The following is a 19,881-nucleotide window of genomic DNA, read 5'->3' as shown; positions in this document are numbered from 1 at the left end:
ATGTCGGTCTTTCTTCGATCAGCTATTGTTTCAATAGCTGTATTCGCTTATGCGACGGGGGCTGGCGCCGTAAATGCCTGTAAGAACTCGTTGTATCTGACCTTTGATACCGGCCACATGGACATTGCTCCGCTGGTCGCCGAGGTCCTCAATCGGCAAAATGTCAAAGTTACATTTTTTGCGGCGGATGAGCGCACCAAAGCGGGCGATGGCAGTCTGGGCAATCATTGGGCGCCGTGGTGGAAGGCCCGGGCGGCGGAGGGGCATGAGTTTGCGTCCCACACCTATGACCATGTCTACTTTCGTGGCGACGTTGCCGGCGCTGAACCCAAGTTCCGCATGCAACCTTCTGCCGGTACCACAGAGGGGCGGGAGTTCATCTGGGACGCTAAAAAATATTGTGAACAAATTACCAAGGCCAATGAGCGGCTGTTTGAGATCACCGGCAAAAAGCCTTTGCCCCTGTTTCGCGCGCCGGGCGGTAAAACATCGCCCCGGCTGCTGGCCGCGGCCAAAGCGTGCGGGTTTGAGCACGTCGGCTGGACGGCGGCGGGGTTTATGGGCGACGAGTTGTCGAGCGAACGCTTCAGCAATGCCGCCCTGCTCCAGAAGGCGCTGCGCGACATCAAGCGCGGTGATATTTTGATGGCGCATCTGGGCATCTGGTCGCGCAAAGACCCGTGGGCGCCCACCGTGCTGGAGCCGCTCATCATGGGCCTCAAAGACAAGGGCTTTTGCTTTGCCACCTTGCGCGACCACCCGGCCTACAGCGCCTGGGTGGCGGCGGGTCGGTAGTTGGCGTCGTAGCCGGAGGGTAACTGCCGATGGATTTTCTTGCCAATGTATTTTCAGACGCCCAGTCGTGGCTGTTTGAGTCCCTGGTCCAGCCCCTGATGTTTGCCTTGGGCATGGGGAATTTGCTGGTCGACGGCTACAACGCCACCGGCTGGCTCTTGGTCGGCTTGATTCAGCTTGCGGTTCTGGTTGCCATTATTGGACCGCTGCAGCGCTGGCGCCCGGTCGAGGCGGTGACGGACCGTGCCGCGGTGCGCGTTGACATGCTCTACACCGTCATTCACCGGCTCGGGCTGTTTCGCCTGGTGCTGTTCTTTTCGCTCGACACCGTGTTTGACAACTTGTTTGGTGCGCTGCGGGTGGCCGGGTTTGATACCTTTCAGTTGGATACCTTGTGGCCTGGCGTGACCGATCAGGCCTTGGTCAGTCTGGTGCTTTACCTGCTGGTGATGGATGCGCTGAATTACTGGATTCATCGGGGCCAGCACCAGTTTGAGTGGTGGTGGCAACTGCATTCCTTGCACCATGCCCAGCGTCAGGTGACGATGTGGAGCGACAACCGCAACCATCTGTTGGATGATGTGATTCGGGACGTCATTGTGGTGGTGGTGGCGCAGCTCATCGGCATTGCCCCTAGCCAGTTTGTCGCTATCGTGGCATTGACCCAGTTGAGCGAAAGTTTTCAACACGCCAATGTGCGGATCTGGTTTGGACAAATCGGTGAGCGCTTGTGGATCAGTCCGCGTTTTCACCGCCTGCACCACAGCGTTGGCATCGGGCATGAATCGGCGGGCAAGCACACGCTCGGTGGGCACAATTTTGGCGTGCTGCTGCCGTGGTGGGACATGCTGTTTGGCACCGCCAATTTTGAACTTCGTTTTGATCCCACCGGCGTGCGTGACCAGGTAGAGCAGGGGCGTGACTATGGACGCGGTTTCTGGGCCCAGCAGTGGCTCGGCCTCAAGCGGCTGGCCGGGCGAGTCTGAACTGGCAGTGAACCTGCCGGATCGGGGTATGCTCGTTCCATGAACCTGTTTCTTGATTCCTTCTGGCGTGCGGTGACGTACTGCCTGCGTCCCCGCGTGATCGCCCTGTCTTTCCTGCCGCTGTTGCTGATGGTGGCGCTGATGCTGGGCTTGGGCTATTTTTTCTGGGAAAGTGCGCTGGACTGGGTGCGCGTCACACTGGAATCTTCCTTGCTCGTCAACAACGTGTGGGCCTGGTTGCAGAGTGTGGGGGCGGGCAGTCTCAAGATGGTGCTGGCCCCCCTGATTGTGATTTTTGCAGTCACTCCTGTCATTGTGGTGCTGTCGATGCTGGTGGTGGCGGTCTTGATGACGCCGTCCTTGACGCTGCTGGTGGCCGAGCGGCGTTTCCCCCAGCTGGAGCGCAAACGGGGTGGCTCGGTCATGTTCAGTCTGCTGTGGTCATTGGGTTCAACCCTGCTGGCCCTGATTGCGCTGATTATTTCAATCCCCTTGTGGCTGGTGCCACCCTTGATTCTGGTGTTGCCGCCACTGATTTGGGGCTGGCTGACCTATCGTGTGATGGCGTTTGATGCCTTGGCCGAACATGCCAGCCCGGAGGAGCGGCGCGAGATCTTTCGCCGGCATCGTGGATGGTTGCTGGGCATCGGCGTCCTTTGTGGTTTTCTGGGGGCTGCGCCCAGCCTGATTTGGGCCTCGGGTGCGCTGCTGGCGGCCGCCTTTGTGATTTTGGTGCCGTTGGCGATCTGGATCTATACGCTGGTCTTTGCGTTTTCTTCCCTGTGGTTTTCGCATTACTGTCTGGCGGCCCTGCGCTCTTTGCGGGCCGAGGCGGCCTTGGTGCCTGCTGCGGCCGTCCCTGAGGTGCCGACAGCGATCGATGGACAGGCGGTAATATTGCAGGATGACACACCTTCCGGCTCCACCACTTCCCGCTAGCGCTGCGCCCGGTTTCGGCCTGATCATCATCGGGGATGAGATCCTGTCGGGCAAACGTGCCGACAAGCACCTGCCCAAGGTGATTGAATTGCTCAAGGCCCGGGGCCTGCAACTCGATTACGCCGACTATGTGGGCGACTCGCCGGATCGGCTTACCGCCATCCTGAAGCGCGCCTTCGCTTCCGGCGACGTGGTGTTTTCCTGTGGCGGCATTGGCGCCACGCCGGACGACCATACCCGGCAATGCGCTGCCCGAGCCACAGGCGTTGATCTAGCGCTGCACCCCCAAGCCAACCGCCTGATCAGGGAGCGCATGCAGGACATGGCCAAAGAACAGGGCACCGTGTTTGACCCGGATCACCCAGACAACATCCACCGCCTGAATATGGGCATGTTTCCGCTGGGCGCGCACATCATTCCCAACCCCTTCAATAAGATTCCGGGCTTCAGTTATGGCTCGGTTCACTTTGTGCCCGGGTTTCCGGTAATGGCCTGGCCCATGATCGAATGGGTGCTCGACACGCATTACCCGCATCTGTTTCGGACCGCTGCCTGGATCGAGAAATCGGTCATTGTGATGGGGGCCATGGAAGCCATGTTGACACCGCTGATGCAAGAACTTGAGCGCATTTATGCCGGTGTCAAGGTGTTCAGCCTGCCCAGCGTGGATCACCCGCAATATGGGCGCCATATTGAACTGGGTGTCAAAGGCGAGCCGGGTCTGGTGGCTCAGGCCTATCCGGCTCTTCTGGCCGGCTTGCAGGGCTTTAACGCCAAGCTTGGCCCTGAATTGGTGCGAAATTAGCGCAGGCACTTTGATGTGAAATAAATTCGCACTATATTGGTGCGTCTATTTTTGAATGCCGAGTCATGTTCCTTACTTGATGTCTCAATCTGGCTCAAACTCAAGGCAGAATACAGGGTTAGGCAGATTTGTCCGGTCGCCGCTATTGGCACAAAAACTGCATTCGCTGATACGTAACTTTTTAACAACGATCCAACCAGGAGTATTTGATGGCCAAGACCGTCGCAGACGTCATGAAAATGGTGAAAGACAACGAAGTCAAGTTTGTTGACTTCCGTTTCACCGATACCCGTGGCAAAGAACAGCACGTTACCGTGCCTGTTTCCCATTTTGATGAAGATAAATTCAGCTCGGGCCATGCGTTTGACGGCTCGTCCATCGCTGGCTGGAAGGGCATTGAAGCCTCAGACATGCAGCTGATGCCTGATCCCAATACCGCCAACATCGATCCGTTTTTTGAAGAAACCACGATGTTCCTGAGCTGCGATGTGGTCGAGCCCAGTGACGGCAAGGCCTATGATCGCGATCCACGTTCCATTGCCAAGCGCGCTGAGGCCTACCTCAAAGCCTCCGGCATGGGCGACACCGCCTTCTTTGGTCCAGAGCCAGAATTCTTCATTTTTGATGACGTGCGCTGGAACACCGACATGTCGGGCACCTTCTTCAAGATCGACGAATACGAAGCACCCTGGAATTCGGGCACCAAGATCGAAGGCGGCAACCGCGGTCACCGCAACACGGTCAAGGGCGGTTACTTCCCAGTGCCTCCCGTGGACAGCACGCAAGACATGCGCGCTGAAATGTCCCTGATTCTCGAATCGCTGGGCATTCCGGTTGAAGTGTTCCACCACGAAGTGGCTGGCGCTGGCCAGAACGAAATCGGCACCCGCTTCAGCACGCTGGTGCAGCGCGCCGACTGGACGCAGATCCTCAAGTACGTGGTGCAAAACGTGGCCAATGCCTATGGCAAAACCGCCACCTTCATGCCCAAGCCCATCGTTGGCGACAACGGTTCCGGCATGCACGTGCACCAGTCGATCTGGAAAGACGGCAAAAATCTGTTCGCTGGCGATGGCTATGCAGGTTTGTCAGACTTCGCGCTGTACTACATCGGTGGCATCATCAAGCACGCTCGTGCCCTGAACGCCATCACCAACCCCGGTACCAACAGCTACAAGCGTCTGGTGCCTGGCTACGAAGCACCGGTGAAGCTGGCTTACTCGGCCAAGAACCGTTCTGCCTCGATCCGCATTCCGTATGTGGCCAACCCCAAGGGCCGTCGCATTGAAGCGCGTTTCCCCGATCCACTGATGAACCCGTACCTGGGTTTTGCCGCGCTGATGATGGCCGGTCTGGACGGCGTGGAAAACAAGATTCACCCCGGCGAAGCCGCTACCAAGGATCTCTACCATCTGCCTCCCGAGGAAGATGCCAAAGTGCCGACCGTATGCCACAGCCTGGACCAGGCGCTGGATTGCCTCAATGCCGATCGCAGCTTCCTGACAAAAGGTGGCGTGTTCACCGACAGCATGCTGGATGCCTACATTGAGCTCAAGATGGGCGAAGTGACACGTTTGCGCATGGCGACGCATCCGATCGAGTTCGATATGTACTATTCGCTGTAATCAAGCGAACTGCGCTGGCTGTAATTCATTGCAGCTTGTGGAAAAAAGGACGGCTTGCGCCGTCCTTTTTTTTGTTTTGAGACGCTTGAATTTTTTTAACGAGCGCGCAATTGGCGCATACTGACGCCCTTATCCGCGCACTTCCTTGAGGCGCGGAATACGTATGAAATATGCTTTATTGATCCCCTTGCTGGCCACTTTATTTGTGGCCAACAGTTATGCCCAAGAACGCATTTACCGGTGCGGCAATGAATACACCAACACGGTGCCCAATGCGCAGACGCGCGGTTGCAAGTTGGTGGCCGGCGGCAATGTGACGGTGGTGCAGGGCACCCGCCCTGCGGCGTCAGCACCGGCACGGGCTGCGGCAACGTCGACGGCGGCGCCTTCTGGGGGGCAGCGCGTCGACGCCGGTGAGCAAAAGTCGCGCGATTCGGATGCCCGCCGGATTCTGGAATCCGAGCTGAAGAAGGCGGAGGCCCGCCAAGCCGAGTTGCTCAATGAATACAACAACGGCGAGCCGGAAAAAATTGGCGGTGAGGCACGCAATTACCAGAAGTACCTGGACCGGGTGGCCGAGCTCAAGGCCAGTCTGGCGCGCAATGAAAGCGATATTGCCGGTATTCGCCGCGAACTCGGGCGAGTTCCGCCCGCCGCTGCGGCAAAATAAGCAGCTTGAAGAAGCCTACGCCCCCTACTACCGTCTCTGTCGCTTCGCCTGCCGAGTCGGCCGCCGTGCGATTCCATTCGTTTGATCTGCTGGCCACGCTGGTGGCCGTGGTGCACAGCAACGGTGCGGTTTTGTTTGCCAATGCGGCGCTCGAAGATGCCCTTGGTATTTCGCGCCGCGCGATTGTCGGCTCCCATCTTGCCGATAACTTCACCGAGCCGACCCATCTGCAAAATGCCTTACAGGGCGCGGGTGGCAATGAATTTGCGGGCATGCGTTACGACGCCTGGCTTAAACGTATCAATCACGAGCCCCTGCCAGTGCACGTGATCGTGACGCAAACCGAAAATACGGATGAAATCATTGTTGAGTTGTTGCCGCTGGAGCAGCAGGCCCGCCAGGACCGCGAAGAGCGTCTGGCCGAGCAGGCGCAGGCCAACAAAGAGCTGATCCGCAATCTGGCCCACGAGATCAAAAACCCGCTGGGCGGTATCCGGGGCGCGGCCCAACTGCTGGAGATGGAGATCGAGTCGCGTGAACTCATCGAGTACACGCAAGTCATCATTCATGAGGCGGACCGTCTGCAAACGCTGGTGGACCGGCTGCTGGCACCGCACCGGCGCCCTCATTTGGTGGGTGACGTCAATATTCATGAGGTGTGCGAGCGGGTGCGGTCGCTGATCCTGGCCGAATTCCCCAAGGGCCTCAAAGTGGTGCGCGACTATGACATCTCGATCCCGGAGTTTCGCGGTGACCGCGAACAGCTCATCCAGACCGTGCTGAATATTGCACATAACGCCTGCCAAGCTTTGGTCGAACAGATCGCGGAAGGCGATGCACGCTTGACATTTCGCACGCGAATCGCCCGGCAGACCACATTTGGCAAACAACGTTACCGGTTGGCACTGGAATTGCATGTCATTGACAACGGGCCTGGTGTTCCAGACTCGATCAAAGACCGTATTTTCTATCCGCTGGTGTCTGGGCGTGAAGGAGGTTCGGGCTTGGGGCTGACGCTGGCGCAAACTTTTGTGCAGCAGCACCATGGCTTGATCGAGTGCGACAGTGTGCCGGGCCACACGGATTTCAAGATATTGATTCCTCTCCCGTAAGCTGGGGGCGGACCGCGCTGGCTCACTTGGTGGCACTGCGGGCTATGCCGCAAGGTCGCAAGATCTTGCCTTTTAACGATTGACCAGAGGTGATAAAAAATATGAAGTCGATTTGGATCGTAGATGATGACCAGTCCATCCGCTTCGTACTGGAAAAGGCGCTGTTGCGTGAAAACCTGCCGACCCGCAGCTTTACCAATCCGCGCGATGTGCTGACCGCGCTGAATACCGCCAATGACGAAAACGGCCCGCAAGTACTGGTCAGCGACATTCGCATGCCCGGTGGCTCGGGTCTGGACCTGCTGGAAAAAGTCAAAGAAAAATACCCGGGCCTGCCGGTGATCATCATGACCGCCTATTCCGACCTGGACAGCGCGGTGTCGGCCTTTCAGGGCGGCGCGTTTGAGTACCTGCCAAAGCCGTTTGACTTGCCCAAGGCGGTCGAACTGATTCGCCGTGCCGTGGAAGAAAGCCAGCGCGAAGAAGTCGCTGAAGAACGCATGGCCGACACGCCGGAGATGCTGGGCCAGGCGCCCGCCATGCAGGATGTGTTTCGCGCCATTGGTCGCTTGAGCCAGAGCAATGTCACGGTCATGATCACGGGTGAATCCGGCTCGGGCAAAGAGCTAGTGGCGCGTGCGCTGCATAAGCACTCGCCGCGCGCCAAGGGCCCGTTTGTGGCGATCAACACGGCGGCGATTCCGAAAGACCTGCTCGAATCAGAATTGTTTGGGCACGAACGCGGTGCGTTCACCGGGGCGCAGACCATGCGCCGGGGCCGCTTTGAGCAGGCCGATGGCGGCACCCTGTTTCTGGACGAAATTGGCGATATGCCGTTTGACCTGCAAACCCGGCTGTTGCGGGTGCTGAGCGACGGCCATTTTTACCGCGTTGGCGGTCACAGCGCCGTGAAGACCAACGTGCGCGTGATTGCCGCCACGCACCAAAATCTGGAACAACGGGTCAAAGATGGTGCGTTCCGGGAGGATCTGTTTCACCGGCTGAATGTCATTCGCCTGCGTCTGCCGGCGCTGCGCGAGCGCAAGGAAGACATCCCCATGTTGACGCGGCACTTTTTGCAGCAAAGTGCGTCGCAACTCGGGGTGGAACCAAAACGGATTTCCGATGCCGCGCTGGTGTGGTTAGGCAACTTTGCTTTTCCCGGCAACGTGCGGCAGCTGGAAAACATCTGCCACTGGCTGACCGTGATGGCGCCGGCACAGGTGATCGAGCCGAAAGATTTGCCACCCGAAGTGGGCGTCACGGAAGGGGGTCTGGGCGAGGCGCTGACGCCCCTGGCCATGCCAGTTCCGTCAGAGCCGGCCTCGGCCGCTGGGCCAGCCATGCTGGGTGAATTTCAGGTGCCGGCAGCGGTACCCATGCAGAAAACCAGTGGTGACAGCTGGGAACTCGGCCTGGAGGCCGATGCCATCGCCTTGTTGGCCGCTGGTCGGCATGATGTCTGGGACGAGTTGACGCGCCGGTTTGAATCCCGGCTGATTCTGGCCGCGCTGGCCGCCACCCGCGGTCGCCGGATTGAGGCGGCGCAAAAACTCGGTATTGGCCGCAACACCATCACGCGCAAGATTCAGGAACTGGGGCTGGAGTAAGCTTTCCGTGGTGAGGTTCCGGCATGAAAATTCTTCTCGTTGAAGACGATGTGCTGCTCGGCGACGGCATTCGTGCCGGTCTGGCACAGGTCGGGTTTGTCGTTGATTGGGCAAAGGACGGTCGCGAGGCTGAATTGGCCGTGTCCGCTCAGGTGTACGACGCGGTGGTACTCGATCTCGGCCTGCCCCTCCTGCCGGGGCTGGACCTGCTGCGCCGCACCCGCGCGTCGAAAAATCCGGTGCCGATCCTGATCCTGACGGCCCGCGACACGGTGGGCGACCGCATTGTTGGACTGGATGCTGGTGCCGATGACTATCTGGTCAAGCCGTTCAATCTGGGTGAATTGCAGGCGCGCTTGCGCGCTTTGGTGCGACGCGCCAATAGTCAGGTCGAGTCGGTGATCACGCATGGCGCGCTGCGGCTTGATTCGGTCGGGCACCGCGTGACTTATGAGGGGCGGACGGTCGAATTGTCGGCGCGCGAGTTCACCATCCTGCACGAGCTGCTGCTCAATACCGGGCGTGTCCTCTCAAAGGCAAGGCTTGAGGAAAAGCTCTATGGCTGGGGCGAAGAGATTGAAAGCAACACCATCGAGGTCTTTGTGCATCATCTGCGCCGCAAGCTTTCGTCGCAACTGATTCGCACCGTGCGCGGCGTTGGTTACATGATTCCGAAAGCAGCGCCATGAGGCCGTCTTTGCGGCGTCGCCTGCTCTGGATGATCTCGTTGGCCGTGTTGCTTGCCTGGGGCGCCACGGCGCTGTTCACCTATTTTGATGCCAGGCAGCAGATCGGCGAGATGCTGGATGCGCACTTGGCCCAGTCAGCCGGTTTGATTGCGACGCAAATGACGCATGAGCTCGACAACGAAGCCGGCCAGACCGTGCCTCGCCAGAACAAGCAGGAGTCCAAGATCGCCTTCCAGGTGTGGGACCGCAGGGCAGCCTTGCGACTGCGTTCGGCCAACGCACCCCAGGCGCGCATGAGCGAGCAGGATGCGGGTTTCTCCGATGCCACGATCGATGGCACGCGCTGGCGCATCTTCAGTCGCTGGGATGAAAGTGGTCGCTATGCCGTGCAGGTGGGCGAACGCTTGGAGTTGCGCCGGGAGCTGGCGCAAAGCGTGGCCAGTCATCTCTTGCACCCCTTGGCGGTGGCGTTGCCCGTTTTGGCGATTCTGATCTGGATTGCGGTGAACGCCGGACTACTGCCCCTGGGTGCGGTTGCGCACCAGGTGCAGCGACGCGCGCCGGACAATTTGATGCCACTGGGTGAGCGGGAGGTGCCGCAAGAAGTGGCGCCGCTGGTGCAGGCGCTGAACACCTTGTTCGCTCGTTTACGCGCCACTTTCGAGCAGGAGCGCCGATTTACGGCCGACGCTGCGCACGAACTGCGCACGCCGCTGGCGGCAGTGAAGACCCAGGCGCAGGTGGCGCTGGCGGCGTCTTCGGGGGACGAGCGTCAACGGGCCTTGTCCAATGTCGTGCTGGGTGTCGATCGCGCCACCCACCTGGTTGAGCAGTTGCTGATCCTGGCGCGCCTGGACCCGCAGGCCAACTTGCCTGGCGCAGTGCCGGTGGCGCTGCCGGACCTGGCCGCCTCGTGCATCGCGGAGCAGGCCCAGTCGGCTTATGACCAGGGTGTCGAATTGGCACTGGAATCGGCTGAGAAGGCGATCGTCCTCGGTGACCCCACGCTGCTGTCGGTGCTGCTGCGTAACCTGATTGACAACGCCATTCGTTACTCGCCCGCCGCAAGCGAGGTGGAGGTAAGCATTACGCGTGCGTCTGGTGTGATCAGGCTGCGCGTCGCCGACAACGGTCCAGGTATTCCAGAGCGTGAACGCGATCGCGTTTTCGATCGCTTCTATCGCGTCAGCGGCCCGGCGGAAGAAGGCAGCGGGTTGGGGCTGTCCATTGTTAAACGCATTGCCGATTTGCATCACGCCAGCATCTGTTTGTCGCAGGGAACCGGTGGGCGAGGGCTGGCGGTTGCGGTCTCGTTTCCAGCCATGGCGGATTGAAGCCCTCTTAAGGTTCAATTAAGATGCATGCAAGATACTCCTATTGCCAATTCGGCACTTCACAACTTAGGAGAACGTATGTCTGCTACCCATGGAATCTGGAAACTGATCGCCGCGACCGGTCTGGCGCTGGGGCTCGTCGCCACAGGCGTTGCCGCCGCAGAGCATGACGCGCATCAGCATGGTGTCGATGCGGTCAAGATGACGCTGGACAACGGCAAGAAATGGGCGACCGATGAGCCGCTGCGCAAGGGCATGGCAAGTATCCGCACGGAAATGCAAGCGTCCTTGCATGAGATCCACGCTGGCAAGCTCTCTGCCGCCCGGTACAACGATCTGGCCAGCAAGGTGGGTACGGAGGTGGGTGGCATCGTTGCCCAGTGCAAGCTCGAACCAAAGGCGGATGCACAACTGCACCTCGTCATTGCTGACATGCTGGACGGCGTCGAGACCATGCAAGGCAAGGGCAAGAATGTGAAACGCCAGACGGGCGCAGTCAAGGTGCTGGCTGCGCTGGAGAAGTACGGCAACTACTTCGATCAACCGAACTGGCAACCGATCAAGGAATGAGGGAGCCGCCCCTGATTCACTGGCTGGCGGCGGTTGGACAAAATCAGGGCAAGCTCAGTTCAAGAACAACCGGCGCATGGTCGCTGGGGCGTTCATTCTTGCGCGGGGCTTTGTCAATCACGCAGTCGGTCACAAGGGGCTTGAGCGCTTCACTGACCAGAATGTGGTCAATGCGCATGCCGCGGTTGCGGGGAAAGGCAAAGTTGCGGTAGTCCCACCACGAATAGCTTTTCTCCGGCTGCGGGAGCAAGCGGTAGGCGTCGTGCAGGCCCAGCGCAATCAAGGCGCGCAGGTGGTAGCGTTCCTCTTCGGTGCAATGAATCGTGTCTTTCAGGCCCACCGGGTCCCACACGTCGATATCGTCAAAGGTGATGTTGTAGTCGCCCATCAGCACCAGTTTGGGGTGTTTGACCAGTTCCTCGCGCACCCAGTCGCGCAGGCCTTTGAGCCAAGCCATCTTGTACTCAAACTTGTCGCTGCCCGGTTCCTGGCCGTTGGGGAAATAGCCGCCAATGACGCGCACGCCATTCACGTTGGCACTGATGACCCGTGCCATATCGTCCGAAAAACCGGGGATATTCTTCACCACCTCGGTCGCGGGCGTGCGTGACAGCAGCGCCACCCCATTGTAGGTCTTCTGGCCAAAGCACTCGGCTGCATAGCCGGCCTGCGTGAAGGCGTCAAGCGGAAACTTGTCGTCCGTCAGCTTGAGTTCCTGCAGCACCAGCACATCGACCGGGTTGGCGGCTAGCCAGTCCAGCACTTGCGGCAGCCGCACGGTCAGGGAATTGACGTTCCAGGTCGCTAATTTCATGATTAAATAGGGCTCTAGCCCCCGTCCTATATGCGTGAGTAGCTATTAAATATGTAGCGATGCCAGGATGCCAACCAGCAGGCCGATGCCGCCGGCGCCAAACATGGCGTACTCCAGCCACTTTTTCTTGGTCAGCAGGGCGATCGCCGCCAGTGCGATGCAGACCTGCAGCACCGTGGTGGACTGCGCCCAGCGGTGGTGTTGGTGCATCTGCTCGTCGCTTTGTTTGTCCCACTGCGTGGCATCGGCTTCGAGCTTGTCGGCGCCGATCTTGATGTCGTTCTTTTCTTTCTCGTAGCGCTCAATCTTGGCCTGGTAGGTGGCCTTCTTGTCATCGGGCGCCAGGTCACGCGCCAGCTCGGCCAGTGACTGTTTGGTGCTCTTGGACTGAAAGTAATTCCACTGGTTGGAGGCTTCGGTTTTCTTGATGGCGGCGTTGTTCTTGTACAGGCCGGCATTGGCCTGGGTGGCGCCGCCCATGTAGCCAAAAATGGCGCCAATGGTGGCCACAATGGCGGTGAACATTGCAATCTGGTTGATCATGCCGCCGTGCTCAGCGCCGTGGCCGCCTTGTTGGGCATGCTCCAGTTCGTGGTCGTGCGGGCCGTGTACGTGAAAACCATGGTCGGACATTTCAAACTCCTGTGTTCTTGCAATAGGTGATAAAACTGAAACTCAAACCGGTCACCGACAGCTGCTTTTCGCGCGCGGTCTCGGTCCATTCCGGCCCGAATGCTGGTGCAAAGGCGTCGCCTTCATAAGTCGCGTCGATTTCGGTCACCACCGCCGAGCTGGCCAGCGGCAGGGCCTGGGCGTAAATCTCGGCGCCGCCGATGACCCAGGCATCGCTGTCGGCCGGGCACAGGTCGCAAGCTTCCTGCAGCGAATGCGCCCGCAAGGCGCCTGCGGCCTGCCAGTCCGCTTGACGGGTTACCACCACGTTGAGGCGACCCGGCAGCGGTCGAAATTTCGGCGGCAGCGAATCCCAGGTCTTGCGTCCCATGATGACCGGGCAACCCAGCGTGGTGCGCTTGAAGTGCGCCATGTCTTCGGGTAAATGCCAGGGCAAAGTATTGTGGTTGCCGATCACACCATTGGCGGCGCGGGCAAAGATCAGGTGCAGCTTCATTTAAACCGCCACCGGCGCTTTGATGGCCGGGTGACACTCGTAGCCGAGCACCTCGAAGTCTTCATATTCGTAGTCGAAGATCGATGCTGGCCGGCGCTTGATGTTGAGCGTGGGGTAAGCCAACGGCGCGCGGCTGAGTTGCAGCGCCACCTGCTCCTGGTGATTGGCGTAAATGTGGCAGTCGCCGCCGGTCCAGATGAAGTCACCCACGTCCAGGTCGCATTGCTGCGCCACCATGTGGGTGAGCAGGGCGTAACTGGCAATGTTGAAAGGCACACCGAGGAAAATATCGGCGCTGCGCTGGTACAACTGGCAGCTAAGTTTGGCTTTTTCGCCCGGATTGACGGCCGGCGCCACGTAGAACTGGAAGAAGGCGTGGCACGGCATCAGCGCCATCTTGTCGAGATCGGCCACGTTCCAGGCGCTGACGATGATGCGGCGCGAATCGGGGTTGCTCTTGAGCGTTTTGATGACCTCGGCGATCTGGTCAATGTGGCCGCCATCTGGCGTTGGCCAGCTACGCCATTGCACGCCATAGACCGGGCCCAGGTCGCCATCCGGGCGTGCCCATTCATCCCAGATCGATACGTTGCGTTCTTTGAGCCAGTTGTTGCTGGGGGAGCCGGTGAGAAACCACAGCAGTTCCTGAATGATGGAGCGCAGGTGGACCTTTTTGCTGGTCACCAGCGGAAAGCCTTCGTTCAAGTCAAAGCGCATCTGATAACCAAACACGCTCTTGGTGCCGGTGCCGGTACGGTCGGCCTTGAATACGCCGTGGCGGTCCACATGGCGCATGAAGTCTTCAAATTGGGAGCGGATGGGGTGTGCGGTCATGGCTGCAGCATTTGGGGTGGTTGTCAGGAATGGGCCTCTGGGCAGCCCAATAACGGTCTTTGGAGCAACGTTGTGGAAACGACGGCAAGCTTTGATTCTAGGTGTCAATCACACCCGAACTACCCGCCCCGGATTCATCAAGTTGTGCGGGTCCAGCGCCCGCTTGATGGCCCGCATCATGTCCAGTGCCACGGGCGACTTGTAGTGTTCCAGTTTGTCCACTTTCAGACTGCCGACGCCATGTTCGGCCGAAATGGAGCCATTGAACTGGGCGACCGAGTCAAACACCAGGGTGTTGACCTGCTCTTCGTGCGCCCGTAAAAACGCCGCCGCATCCATGCCCTCGGGCGCCTGCACGTTGTAGTGCAGATTGCCGTCGCCCAGGTGGCCAAAGTTGACCAGACGCACGCCGGGAATGGCTTTCTGGAGCAGCGCGTCAGTAGCGTGCACAAAAGCGGGAATGCTGGAGACCGGAATCGAGATGTCGTGTTTGATGTTCAGGCCCTCCAGCGCCTGCGCCAGCGGAATGCTTTCGCGGATATGCCACAGTTGGTTGGCCTGCGACAGTGATTCACTCACCACGGCATCCGTCACGCAACCTTGATCGAGTGCAGTTTCGAGCAGGCCTTCAAACTGTCCGCGGGTGTGCGTTTCGGACTCATGGGCCGAGTTTTCCAGTAACACGCAAAAAGGGGCATCCAGGTGCAAGGGCACCAGCAGCAGAGGAAAGTGTTTGGCCACCAGACTCAGGGCGAATTGGCTCATCACCTCAAAGCCGGTCAGCCCGGCGCCCAAGTGACGGTGCGCCAGCCCCAGCAAGGTGATCGCATGCTCCAGCGAGGGCACGGCGGCCCAAGCTGTCAACTGGGACGCGGGCAGGGGGTACAGCTTCATCGTCGCGGCGGTGATGATGCCCAGCGTGCCTTCCGAGCCAATCAACAGGTTGCGCAGGTCGTAGCCGGTGTTGTCCTTGCGTAAACCACTCAAGCCGTGCCACACCTCGCCTTGTGCGGTGACCACCTCCAGCCCCAGGCACAGGTCGCGCGTATTGCCATAACGCAGCACTTGGGTGCCGCCCGCGTTGGTGCCCAGGTTGCCGCCGAGGGTGCACGTGCCTTCCGACGCCATGCTCAGTGGAAATAGTAAATTCGATTCTTCGGCGCGTTCCTGCAGGTTTTGCAGAATGCAGCCCGCCTCCACCGTCATGGTCAGGTTGTCTGCGTCCAGGCTGCGCACGGTGTTCATGCGCTGCAGGCTCAGCACAATTTGATGGCCTGAATCATCGGGCGTGGAGCCCACCACCAGCCCGGTGTTGCCGCCCTGCGGCACGATGCTGACGCCGCTGGTCGGGTGCAAGGCTTGGTAAGTCGCGCAGGCTTTGACCAGCTGTGCCACTTCTTCGGTGGACGCGGGCCGGACCACGGCCAGCGCTTTGCCGTGGGACCGTTTGCGCCAGTCTTGTTCCCAGGCGGTCAGGTCGCCGTCGGTGTAGACGTGGGCGGCGCCGACGATATGGCGAAACTCGTTAAGCAGGGTTTGCATGGCATCAACCTTTATTGTGTACGGCGTTCAGGCGCAGGCGAACGTGCAGGGCGCAGGCCACAAACAGGGTCAGGCACAGCACCACTTCCATCATGGCCAGGTAGTTGCCCGGCACTTTGTCACTGTAGGCCCGCACCGCGCCTTCGGTGAAATAAACCCAAACCAGCAGGCTGACCCAACGGTAGGTGTACATGCGGTTTTTTAACAATCCCGCCAGCGGGATGCACAGCGGTAACACTTTGAGCGCCAGCCAGGAACCACCTGGGCGAATCGGGGCTAAAAATAACTCCCAGGCGAGACCGAGCACGATGAGCCCCAGCAAACTGCCGACAGCCAGGAATCGCGTGGTGGTGACCAGCGGGGGAGGGATGTTTTGTTCTGTATTCATTGCAATGGCATCATAGCGGCCATGAGTTTGCCTCCGATCCCGCCTTATCCCCCCATTCTGACTTGGCCGCAACGCCTTGAAGCCTTGCTCAATAGCCTGTCGACCTTCCCATGGAAGAGCACCGCCGTCACCTTGCGCGAGCGTTTTCGGGAAGATCACCTGGGCCTGACCGCCAGCAGCCTGACTTTCACCACCACCATTGCGCTGGTGCCCTTTTTTACCGTGGCGCTGGCCATTTTCACGGCCTTTCCCATGTTCGCCAAGTTTCAGGGCGTGCTGCAGAAGTGGCTCATTGAAAGCCTGATTCCGGACAATATTGCCCGCCAAGTGCTGGGCTACCTCACCCAGTTTGCCGGTCAGGCCAGCAAGCTGGGGGTGGCGGGGGTGGCCCTGTTGTTCGTCACGGCGCTGGCCTTGATTTTCACGATTGACCGCACGCTCAACGGCATCTGGCGGGTGCGCCAGACGCGACCGTTCGGGCAACGGGTGCTGGTGTACTGGGTCGCTATTACCTTGGGGCCGCTGTTGCTGGGCATTAGCCTGACCATCACGTCCTACGCCATTTCGGCGTCCAAAGGCATGGTGGGTGTCATGCCGGGCGGGGTGCAACTGCTGCTGGATGCGTTGCAGTTTTCCCTGATGGCCGGCGGCATGGCCGCGATGTACCACTTTGTACCGAATATCCAGGTGAAATGGGGGCACGCCATCACCGGAGGCCTGTTCGTGGCGGCTGGTTTTGAGTTGGCCAAGAAGGTGTTGACGCTGTACTTGAGCAAGGTCCCCACCTATTCCGTGGTGTACGGAGCTTTTGCCACCGTGCCGATTTTGCTGATCTGGATTTATGTCGCTTGGGTTATTGTGCTGCTGGGGGCTGTCATCACCGCCTATTTGCCCAGTCTGTTGATGGGCCTGGAGCGCCGGGGCCGTTCGCACGGCCTGCAGTTTCAGCTGGCGCTGGAGGCCTTGCAGCAGTTGGACCGCGGGCGGGCTGCTGGCATGAGGGGGTTGACGATTGCGCAACTGTCCCAGATGCTGCGGGTGGACACGCTGCAACTGGAGCCGGTGCTGGAAGCCTTGAGTGCGCTGGACTGGATCGGTCTGCTCCATGAAGAGTTGGCGGGTGAAGCCGCGCGCTACGTGTTGCTGGTGGACCCCGACACCACCCCGCTGGCGCCGCTGCTCAACGAACTGCTGCTGCGCCGGGAAGACACCACCACCAATTTATGGGAAATCAGCCGCTGGTCCTCGATCACACTGCGGCAGGCGCTATGAATTAAGGAGCGGTCGAATGGTCTTGGATGGCGGGACAAGCCCGCCATGACTGACTTAAGGCTTCAAAAAACCGGTCAGCGCCGCCAGCATCGGCTCCGGTGTCTCGTTCATCTGCTGGTGTCCGCCGGGCAGGTACATCACCTGGCCGTGGCGGGCCTTTTGAATCAGACCTTGCGCCGCTTTGGGGGGCGTCATCTGGTCGACGCTGCCCAGCACAAACAACACCGGACAGGTCACTTGCGCCATCGCGTCTTCACCATGGGTGTAGCTGTCGCAAGCTTTGAACCCGGTGTGAAAAAGGTTGACGTTGGCATTACTGGCCAGCACCCGGCGGCCCAGGGCCAGGGATGCCCCGTAGACCCAGGTGCCCGGCCCCATGGCGGAAGGCGGCGGTGCCAGGGTGGAGCGGGAAAAGATATTGACCATCTCCAATGCCTTCATCGGCTCGTTCAGGGACGCGTCCAGCAGGGCTGGTGACACTTTCATCGGGAAGGCGATGCCCACCAGCACCAGTTGGCTGATCCGTTCGGGCGCGCGGGCGGCGGCTTCCAGCGCAATCAGGGAGCCAAAGCTGTGACCGATCAGGGCGGCTTTGGCCAAGCCCGCCGCGTCCATCAAGTCCAGCACAAAATCGGCGGCATCTTCCACCGTGGCCGGTGGCGCACCCGCGCTGCGGCAGTGGCCAGGCAGGTCCACCGCCAGCACATTCCAGCCGTGATGCGCCAGATAACGGGTTTGCAAAATCCACACGCTGTGGTCATTCAACACGCCGTGTAGAAAGATGATGGTCGGCTTGGCGGCATCAAAAGGTTTGCCGCCGGTATAGCAATAGGTGCTGTGGCCGTTGACGATGAAGTTCATGCTGCTGTCCCCGTCGATTTTTCCGCGGTCTTGAGGGCGCGTTTGAGGTCGTCAATCAGGTCATCCGCGTCTTCCAGGCCAATCGACAATCGGATCGTGCCTTGCGTGATGCCGCCGGCCGCCAGGGCCTCGTCGCTCATGCGGAAATGGGTCGTGCTGGCCGGGTGAATCACCAGGCTGCGGCAGTCGCCGACGTTGGCCAGGTGGCTGAAGACTTTCAGGCTTTCAACAAACTTCTTGCCTTGCTCACGGCTGCCTTTCAGGTCAAAACTGAACACCGAGCCGGCGCCACGCGGCAACAGCTTTTGCGCCAACGCATGGCTGGGGTGCGATTCCAGCAGGGGATGGCCGACGCGCGATACAAAGGCCTGCTGGCTCAAAAATTCGACCACTTTGCGCGTGTTGCTCATGTGGCGTTCCATGCGCAGCGACAAGGTTTCAATCCCTTGCAGAATCAGCCAAGCGGAATGCGGGCTCAAGCAGGCGCCAAAGTCGCGCAGGCCCTCGCGCCGGGCTCGCAGCAAGAAGGCGCCTACCGTCGACTCCTCGGTGAACACCATGTTGTGAAAGCCCGCGTAAGGCGTGGTCAGTTCCGGGAATTTGCCCGACTTGTCCCAGTCAAAGCTGCCGCCATCCACCACAATGCCGCCGATCACCGTGCCGTGGCCGCTCAAAAACTTGGTGGCCGAGTGGTAAATCAGGTCCGCCCCATGGGTGAACGGCTTGATCAGCCAGGGCGAGGTGAGGGTGGAGTCCACCAGCAACGGCACGCCGGCTTCGTGGGCGATGGCCGAGATGGTGGGAATGTCCAGCACTTCCAGCCCGGGGTTGCCGACGGTTTCGCCAAAAAAAAGTTTGGTATTGGGCCGCACGGCGGCACGCCAGCCGTCGATGTCGCCGGGTTTGACGAAGGTCGTCTCGATACCAAAGCGGCGCATCGTGTAGTGCAGCAGGTTTTGCGAGCCGCCATACAGGGCGGTGCTGGCCACGATGTGCGAGCCCGCCCCCATCAGCGTGGCCACGCTCAGGTGCAGCGCCGCCTGGCCGCTGGCCGTGGTGACGGCGCCAATGCCGCCCTCAAGCGCCGACACCCGTTGCTCCAGCACCGCGTTGGTCGGGTTGCTGATGCGCGAGTAGACGTGGCCGGCACGTTCCAGGTTAAAGAGCGCCGCGGCATGGTCGCTCGATTCGAAAACGAAGGACGTCGTGAGGTGAATCGGCACGGCGCGCGCGCCGGTCGCCGGGTCGGGTGCGGCCCCGGCGTGCAAGGCCAAAGTGTCAAAACCGGGGTCTGAGTAACCGGGCATGGGTTTCCTTGCGTTTTTTGGAATAGGCTTATTCGCCTGGTCTTATCAGTTGGGGGTGAGAATCGGCTTATTGTGGGCTATATTTCGCTCAGAACAGCTTATTTGCGGGTCATTAACAAGTCACGAGGATCAATATGAAAGTCAGCGATATATTGCGCGTCAAGGGCAGTACCCTTTATACAGCCACCCCGGACGAACCCCTGGCGCGGGCGCTGGACCTGATGGCAGAACGGGACATCGGTTCGCTGGTGGTCATGGAGCATGGCGATCTGGTCGGCATGTTGACGTTTCGCGAAGTCATTCAGACCGTCGTGAAAAACGGCGGCTTCATTGGCACCACCGTGGTTCGCACGGCCATGGACGATGCCCCGCTGACCTGCACCACCGAAACCGATATGGACGAGGTGCGCCGCATGATGCTGGAGCGCCACGCCCGTTACATGCCGGTCATGGACAAGAAAATGTTGATGGGTGTCATCAGTTTCTACGACGTGGCCAAGGCGGTGGTGGACAGTCAAAATTTTGAAAATAAAATGCTCAAAGCCTATATCCGTGACTGGCCGGAAGGGGATGAGGCGGCTCCTGCTGCGTAAATTGAT

Annotated in this window: 21 protein-coding genes; 13 read left to right on the top strand and 8 right to left on the bottom strand. The window is 59.8% G+C overall.

What is annotated here, in order from left to right:
- The 11 genes from HHJ17_RS00630 (at position 1) to HHJ17_RS00580 (ending at position 11,135) form a co-directional block, all read left to right on the top strand.
- Entirely contained in the window at positions 1 to 795 is a 795-nt protein-coding gene (locus HHJ17_RS00630; RefSeq protein ID WP_296500608.1) for a polysaccharide deacetylase family protein, read from the top strand.
- Positions 796 to 824: 29 nt separating this feature from the next.
- Positions 825 to 1,781 carry a sterol desaturase family protein gene (locus tag HHJ17_RS00625; protein ID WP_296504645.1) on the top strand — a complete coding sequence of 319 codons (957 nt, stop codon included), beginning with the start codon at positions 825 to 827 and terminating at the stop codon, positions 1,779 to 1,781.
- 39 nt (positions 1,782 to 1,820) lie between these two features.
- Positions 1,821 to 2,720, top strand: coding sequence for an EI24 domain-containing protein (locus tag HHJ17_RS00620; RefSeq protein ID WP_296504643.1), 900 nt, complete (start codon positions 1,821 to 1,823; stop codon positions 2,718 to 2,720).
- Positions 2,686 to 3,525: a molybdopterin-binding protein gene (locus HHJ17_RS00615; RefSeq protein ID WP_296504642.1), complete on the top strand. Its 840-nt coding sequence runs from the start codon at positions 2,686 to 2,688 to the stop codon at positions 3,523 to 3,525. The genes HHJ17_RS00620 and HHJ17_RS00615 overlap by 35 nt, the downstream gene beginning before the upstream one ends.
- A 209-nt stretch (positions 3,526 to 3,734) precedes the next feature.
- Positions 3,735 to 5,150 (top strand): type I glutamate--ammonia ligase, encoded by a 1,416-nt coding sequence (gene glnA / locus HHJ17_RS00610; protein WP_296500074.1) that lies wholly within the window; start codon positions 3,735 to 3,737, stop codon positions 5,148 to 5,150.
- Between the two features lie 163 nt (positions 5,151 to 5,313).
- The gene (locus tag HHJ17_RS00605; RefSeq protein WP_296504640.1) at positions 5,314 to 5,820 is read left to right on the top strand and encodes a hypothetical protein; all 507 of its coding nucleotides are present in this window, start codon (positions 5,314 to 5,316) and stop codon (positions 5,818 to 5,820) included.
- A 65-nt stretch (positions 5,821 to 5,885) separates the two neighbouring features.
- Entirely contained in the window at positions 5,886 to 6,932 is a 1,047-nt protein-coding gene (glnL, locus tag HHJ17_RS00600; RefSeq protein ID WP_296504887.1) for a nitrogen regulation protein NR(II), read from the top strand.
- A gap of 101 nt (positions 6,933 to 7,033) precedes the next feature.
- A complete protein-coding gene (ntrC, locus tag HHJ17_RS00595) occupies positions 7,034 to 8,542 on the top strand; it encodes a nitrogen regulation protein NR(I) (RefSeq protein ID WP_296500068.1) in 1,509 nt (502 codons plus the stop codon).
- A 23-nt stretch (positions 8,543 to 8,565) separates the two neighbouring features.
- Positions 8,566 to 9,231: a response regulator gene (locus tag HHJ17_RS00590; RefSeq protein WP_296500066.1), complete on the top strand. Its 666-nt coding sequence runs from the start codon at positions 8,566 to 8,568 to the stop codon at positions 9,229 to 9,231.
- Positions 9,228 to 10,565, top strand: coding sequence for an ATP-binding protein (locus HHJ17_RS00585; RefSeq protein WP_296500065.1), 1,338 nt, complete (start codon positions 9,228 to 9,230; stop codon positions 10,563 to 10,565). The genes HHJ17_RS00590 and HHJ17_RS00585 overlap by 4 nt, the downstream gene beginning before the upstream one ends.
- Before the next feature lie 78 nt (positions 10,566 to 10,643).
- On the top strand, positions 10,644 to 11,135 hold the full coding sequence (locus HHJ17_RS00580; protein WP_296500064.1) for a hypothetical protein: 492 nt from the start codon (positions 10,644 to 10,646) through the stop codon (positions 11,133 to 11,135).
- 43 nt (positions 11,136 to 11,178) lie between these two features.
- On the opposite strand, the gene xth is transcribed toward HHJ17_RS00580, so the two are convergent.
- From xth to HHJ17_RS00550, 6 genes are all read right to left on the bottom strand, one after another.
- Positions 11,179 to 11,949 (bottom strand): exodeoxyribonuclease III, encoded by a 771-nt coding sequence (xth, locus tag HHJ17_RS00575; RefSeq protein WP_296504638.1) that lies wholly within the window; start codon positions 11,947 to 11,949, stop codon positions 11,179 to 11,181.
- Between the two features lie 45 nt (positions 11,950 to 11,994).
- Positions 11,995 to 12,582, bottom strand: coding sequence for a DUF4337 domain-containing protein (locus HHJ17_RS00570; RefSeq protein ID WP_296504636.1), 588 nt, complete (start codon positions 12,580 to 12,582; stop codon positions 11,995 to 11,997).
- Between the two features lies 1 nt (position 12,583).
- On the bottom strand, positions 12,584 to 13,078 hold the full coding sequence (locus tag HHJ17_RS00565; protein WP_296504634.1) for a dihydrofolate reductase: 495 nt from the start codon (positions 13,076 to 13,078) through the stop codon (positions 12,584 to 12,586).
- On the bottom strand, positions 13,079 to 13,912 hold the full coding sequence (locus HHJ17_RS00560; protein ID WP_296504632.1) for a thymidylate synthase: 834 nt from the start codon (positions 13,910 to 13,912) through the stop codon (positions 13,079 to 13,081). It lies immediately after the preceding gene.
- Positions 13,913 to 14,020: 108 nt separating this feature from the next.
- On the bottom strand, positions 14,021 to 15,454 hold the full coding sequence (locus tag HHJ17_RS00555) for an FAD-binding oxidoreductase (protein WP_296504631.1): 1,434 nt from the start codon (positions 15,452 to 15,454) through the stop codon (positions 14,021 to 14,023).
- A gap of 4 nt (positions 15,455 to 15,458) precedes the next feature.
- A complete protein-coding gene (locus HHJ17_RS00550) occupies positions 15,459 to 15,842 on the bottom strand; it encodes a DUF2069 domain-containing protein (RefSeq protein ID WP_296504628.1) in 384 nt (127 codons plus the stop codon).
- Positions 15,843 to 15,863: 21 nt separating this feature from the next.
- Here HHJ17_RS00550 and HHJ17_RS00545 point away from each other — a divergent pair, with 21 nt between their 5' ends.
- Positions 15,864 to 17,114, top strand: coding sequence for a YihY family inner membrane protein (locus HHJ17_RS00545; RefSeq protein ID WP_296504626.1), 1,251 nt, complete (start codon positions 15,864 to 15,866; stop codon positions 17,112 to 17,114).
- A 54-nt stretch (positions 17,115 to 17,168) separates the two neighbouring features.
- On the opposite strand, the gene HHJ17_RS00540 is transcribed toward HHJ17_RS00545, so the two are convergent.
- Complete coding sequence (locus tag HHJ17_RS00540; protein WP_296504624.1) at positions 17,169 to 17,975, bottom strand: alpha/beta hydrolase; 807 nt, start codon at positions 17,973 to 17,975, stop codon at positions 17,169 to 17,171.
- The gene (locus tag HHJ17_RS00535; RefSeq protein WP_296504622.1) at positions 17,972 to 19,282 is read right to left on the bottom strand and encodes an O-acetylhomoserine aminocarboxypropyltransferase; all 1,311 of its coding nucleotides are present in this window, start codon (positions 19,280 to 19,282) and stop codon (positions 17,972 to 17,974) included. Before HHJ17_RS00535 ends, HHJ17_RS00540 begins: the two co-directional genes overlap by 4 nt.
- A 134-nt stretch (positions 19,283 to 19,416) precedes the next feature.
- On the opposite strand from HHJ17_RS00535, the gene HHJ17_RS00530 reads away from it, so the two are divergent.
- Complete coding sequence (locus tag HHJ17_RS00530; RefSeq protein WP_296504620.1) at positions 19,417 to 19,875, top strand: CBS domain-containing protein; 459 nt, start codon at positions 19,417 to 19,419, stop codon at positions 19,873 to 19,875.
- Positions 19,876 to 19,881 lie beyond the last annotated feature (6 nt).

It is taken from the genome of Rhodoferax sp. (genome assembly GCF_012927445.1).
Classification (GTDB): domain Bacteria; phylum Pseudomonadota; class Gammaproteobacteria; order Burkholderiales; family Burkholderiaceae_C; genus Rhodoferax.
This window is presented reverse-complemented; position numbering and strand designations above follow the sequence as displayed.

Excerpts from the sequence above, each read along its gene's own strand:
- HHJ17_RS00630 (WP_296500608.1), top strand. The coding sequence starts at position 1 with ATGTCGGTCTTTCTTCGATCAGCTATTGTTTCAATAGCTGTATTCGCT.
- HHJ17_RS00625 (WP_296504645.1), top strand. The coding sequence starts at position 825 with ATGGATTTTCTTGCCAATGTATTTTCAGACGCCCAGTCGTGGCTGTTT.
- HHJ17_RS00620 (WP_296504643.1), top strand. The coding sequence starts at position 1,821 with ATGAACCTGTTTCTTGATTCCTTCTGGCGTGCGGTGACGTACTGCCTG.
- HHJ17_RS00615 (WP_296504642.1), top strand. The coding sequence starts at position 2,686 with ATGACACACCTTCCGGCTCCACCACTTCCCGCTAGCGCTGCGCCCGGT.
- glnA (WP_296500074.1), top strand. The coding sequence starts at position 3,735 with ATGGCCAAGACCGTCGCAGACGTCATGAAAATGGTGAAAGACAACGAA.
- HHJ17_RS00605 (WP_296504640.1), top strand. The coding sequence starts at position 5,314 with ATGAAATATGCTTTATTGATCCCCTTGCTGGCCACTTTATTTGTGGCC.
- ntrC (WP_296500068.1), top strand. The coding sequence starts at position 7,034 with ATGAAGTCGATTTGGATCGTAGATGATGACCAGTCCATCCGCTTCGTA.
- HHJ17_RS00590 (WP_296500066.1), top strand. The coding sequence starts at position 8,566 with ATGAAAATTCTTCTCGTTGAAGACGATGTGCTGCTCGGCGACGGCATT.
- HHJ17_RS00585 (WP_296500065.1), top strand. The coding sequence starts at position 9,228 with ATGAGGCCGTCTTTGCGGCGTCGCCTGCTCTGGATGATCTCGTTGGCC.
- HHJ17_RS00580 (WP_296500064.1), top strand. The coding sequence starts at position 10,644 with ATGTCTGCTACCCATGGAATCTGGAAACTGATCGCCGCGACCGGTCTG.
- xth (WP_296504638.1), bottom strand. The coding sequence starts at position 11,949 with ATGAAATTAGCGACCTGGAACGTCAATTCCCTGACCGTGCGGCTGCCG.
- HHJ17_RS00570 (WP_296504636.1), bottom strand. The coding sequence starts at position 12,582 with ATGTCCGACCATGGTTTTCACGTACACGGCCCGCACGACCACGAACTG.
- HHJ17_RS00565 (WP_296504634.1), bottom strand. The coding sequence starts at position 13,078 with ATGAAGCTGCACCTGATCTTTGCCCGCGCCGCCAATGGTGTGATCGGC.
- HHJ17_RS00560 (WP_296504632.1), bottom strand. The coding sequence starts at position 13,912 with ATGACCGCACACCCCATCCGCTCCCAATTTGAAGACTTCATGCGCCAT.
- HHJ17_RS00555 (WP_296504631.1), bottom strand. The coding sequence starts at position 15,454 with ATGCAAACCCTGCTTAACGAGTTTCGCCATATCGTCGGCGCCGCCCAC.
- HHJ17_RS00550 (WP_296504628.1), bottom strand. The coding sequence starts at position 15,842 with ATGAATACAGAACAAAACATCCCTCCCCCGCTGGTCACCACCACGCGA.
- HHJ17_RS00545 (WP_296504626.1), top strand. The coding sequence starts at position 15,864 with ATGAGTTTGCCTCCGATCCCGCCTTATCCCCCCATTCTGACTTGGCCG.
- HHJ17_RS00540 (WP_296504624.1), bottom strand. The coding sequence starts at position 17,975 with ATGAACTTCATCGTCAACGGCCACAGCACCTATTGCTATACCGGCGGC.
- HHJ17_RS00535 (WP_296504622.1), bottom strand. The coding sequence starts at position 19,282 with ATGCCCGGTTACTCAGACCCCGGTTTTGACACTTTGGCCTTGCACGCC.
- HHJ17_RS00530 (WP_296504620.1), top strand. The coding sequence starts at position 19,417 with ATGAAAGTCAGCGATATATTGCGCGTCAAGGGCAGTACCCTTTATACA.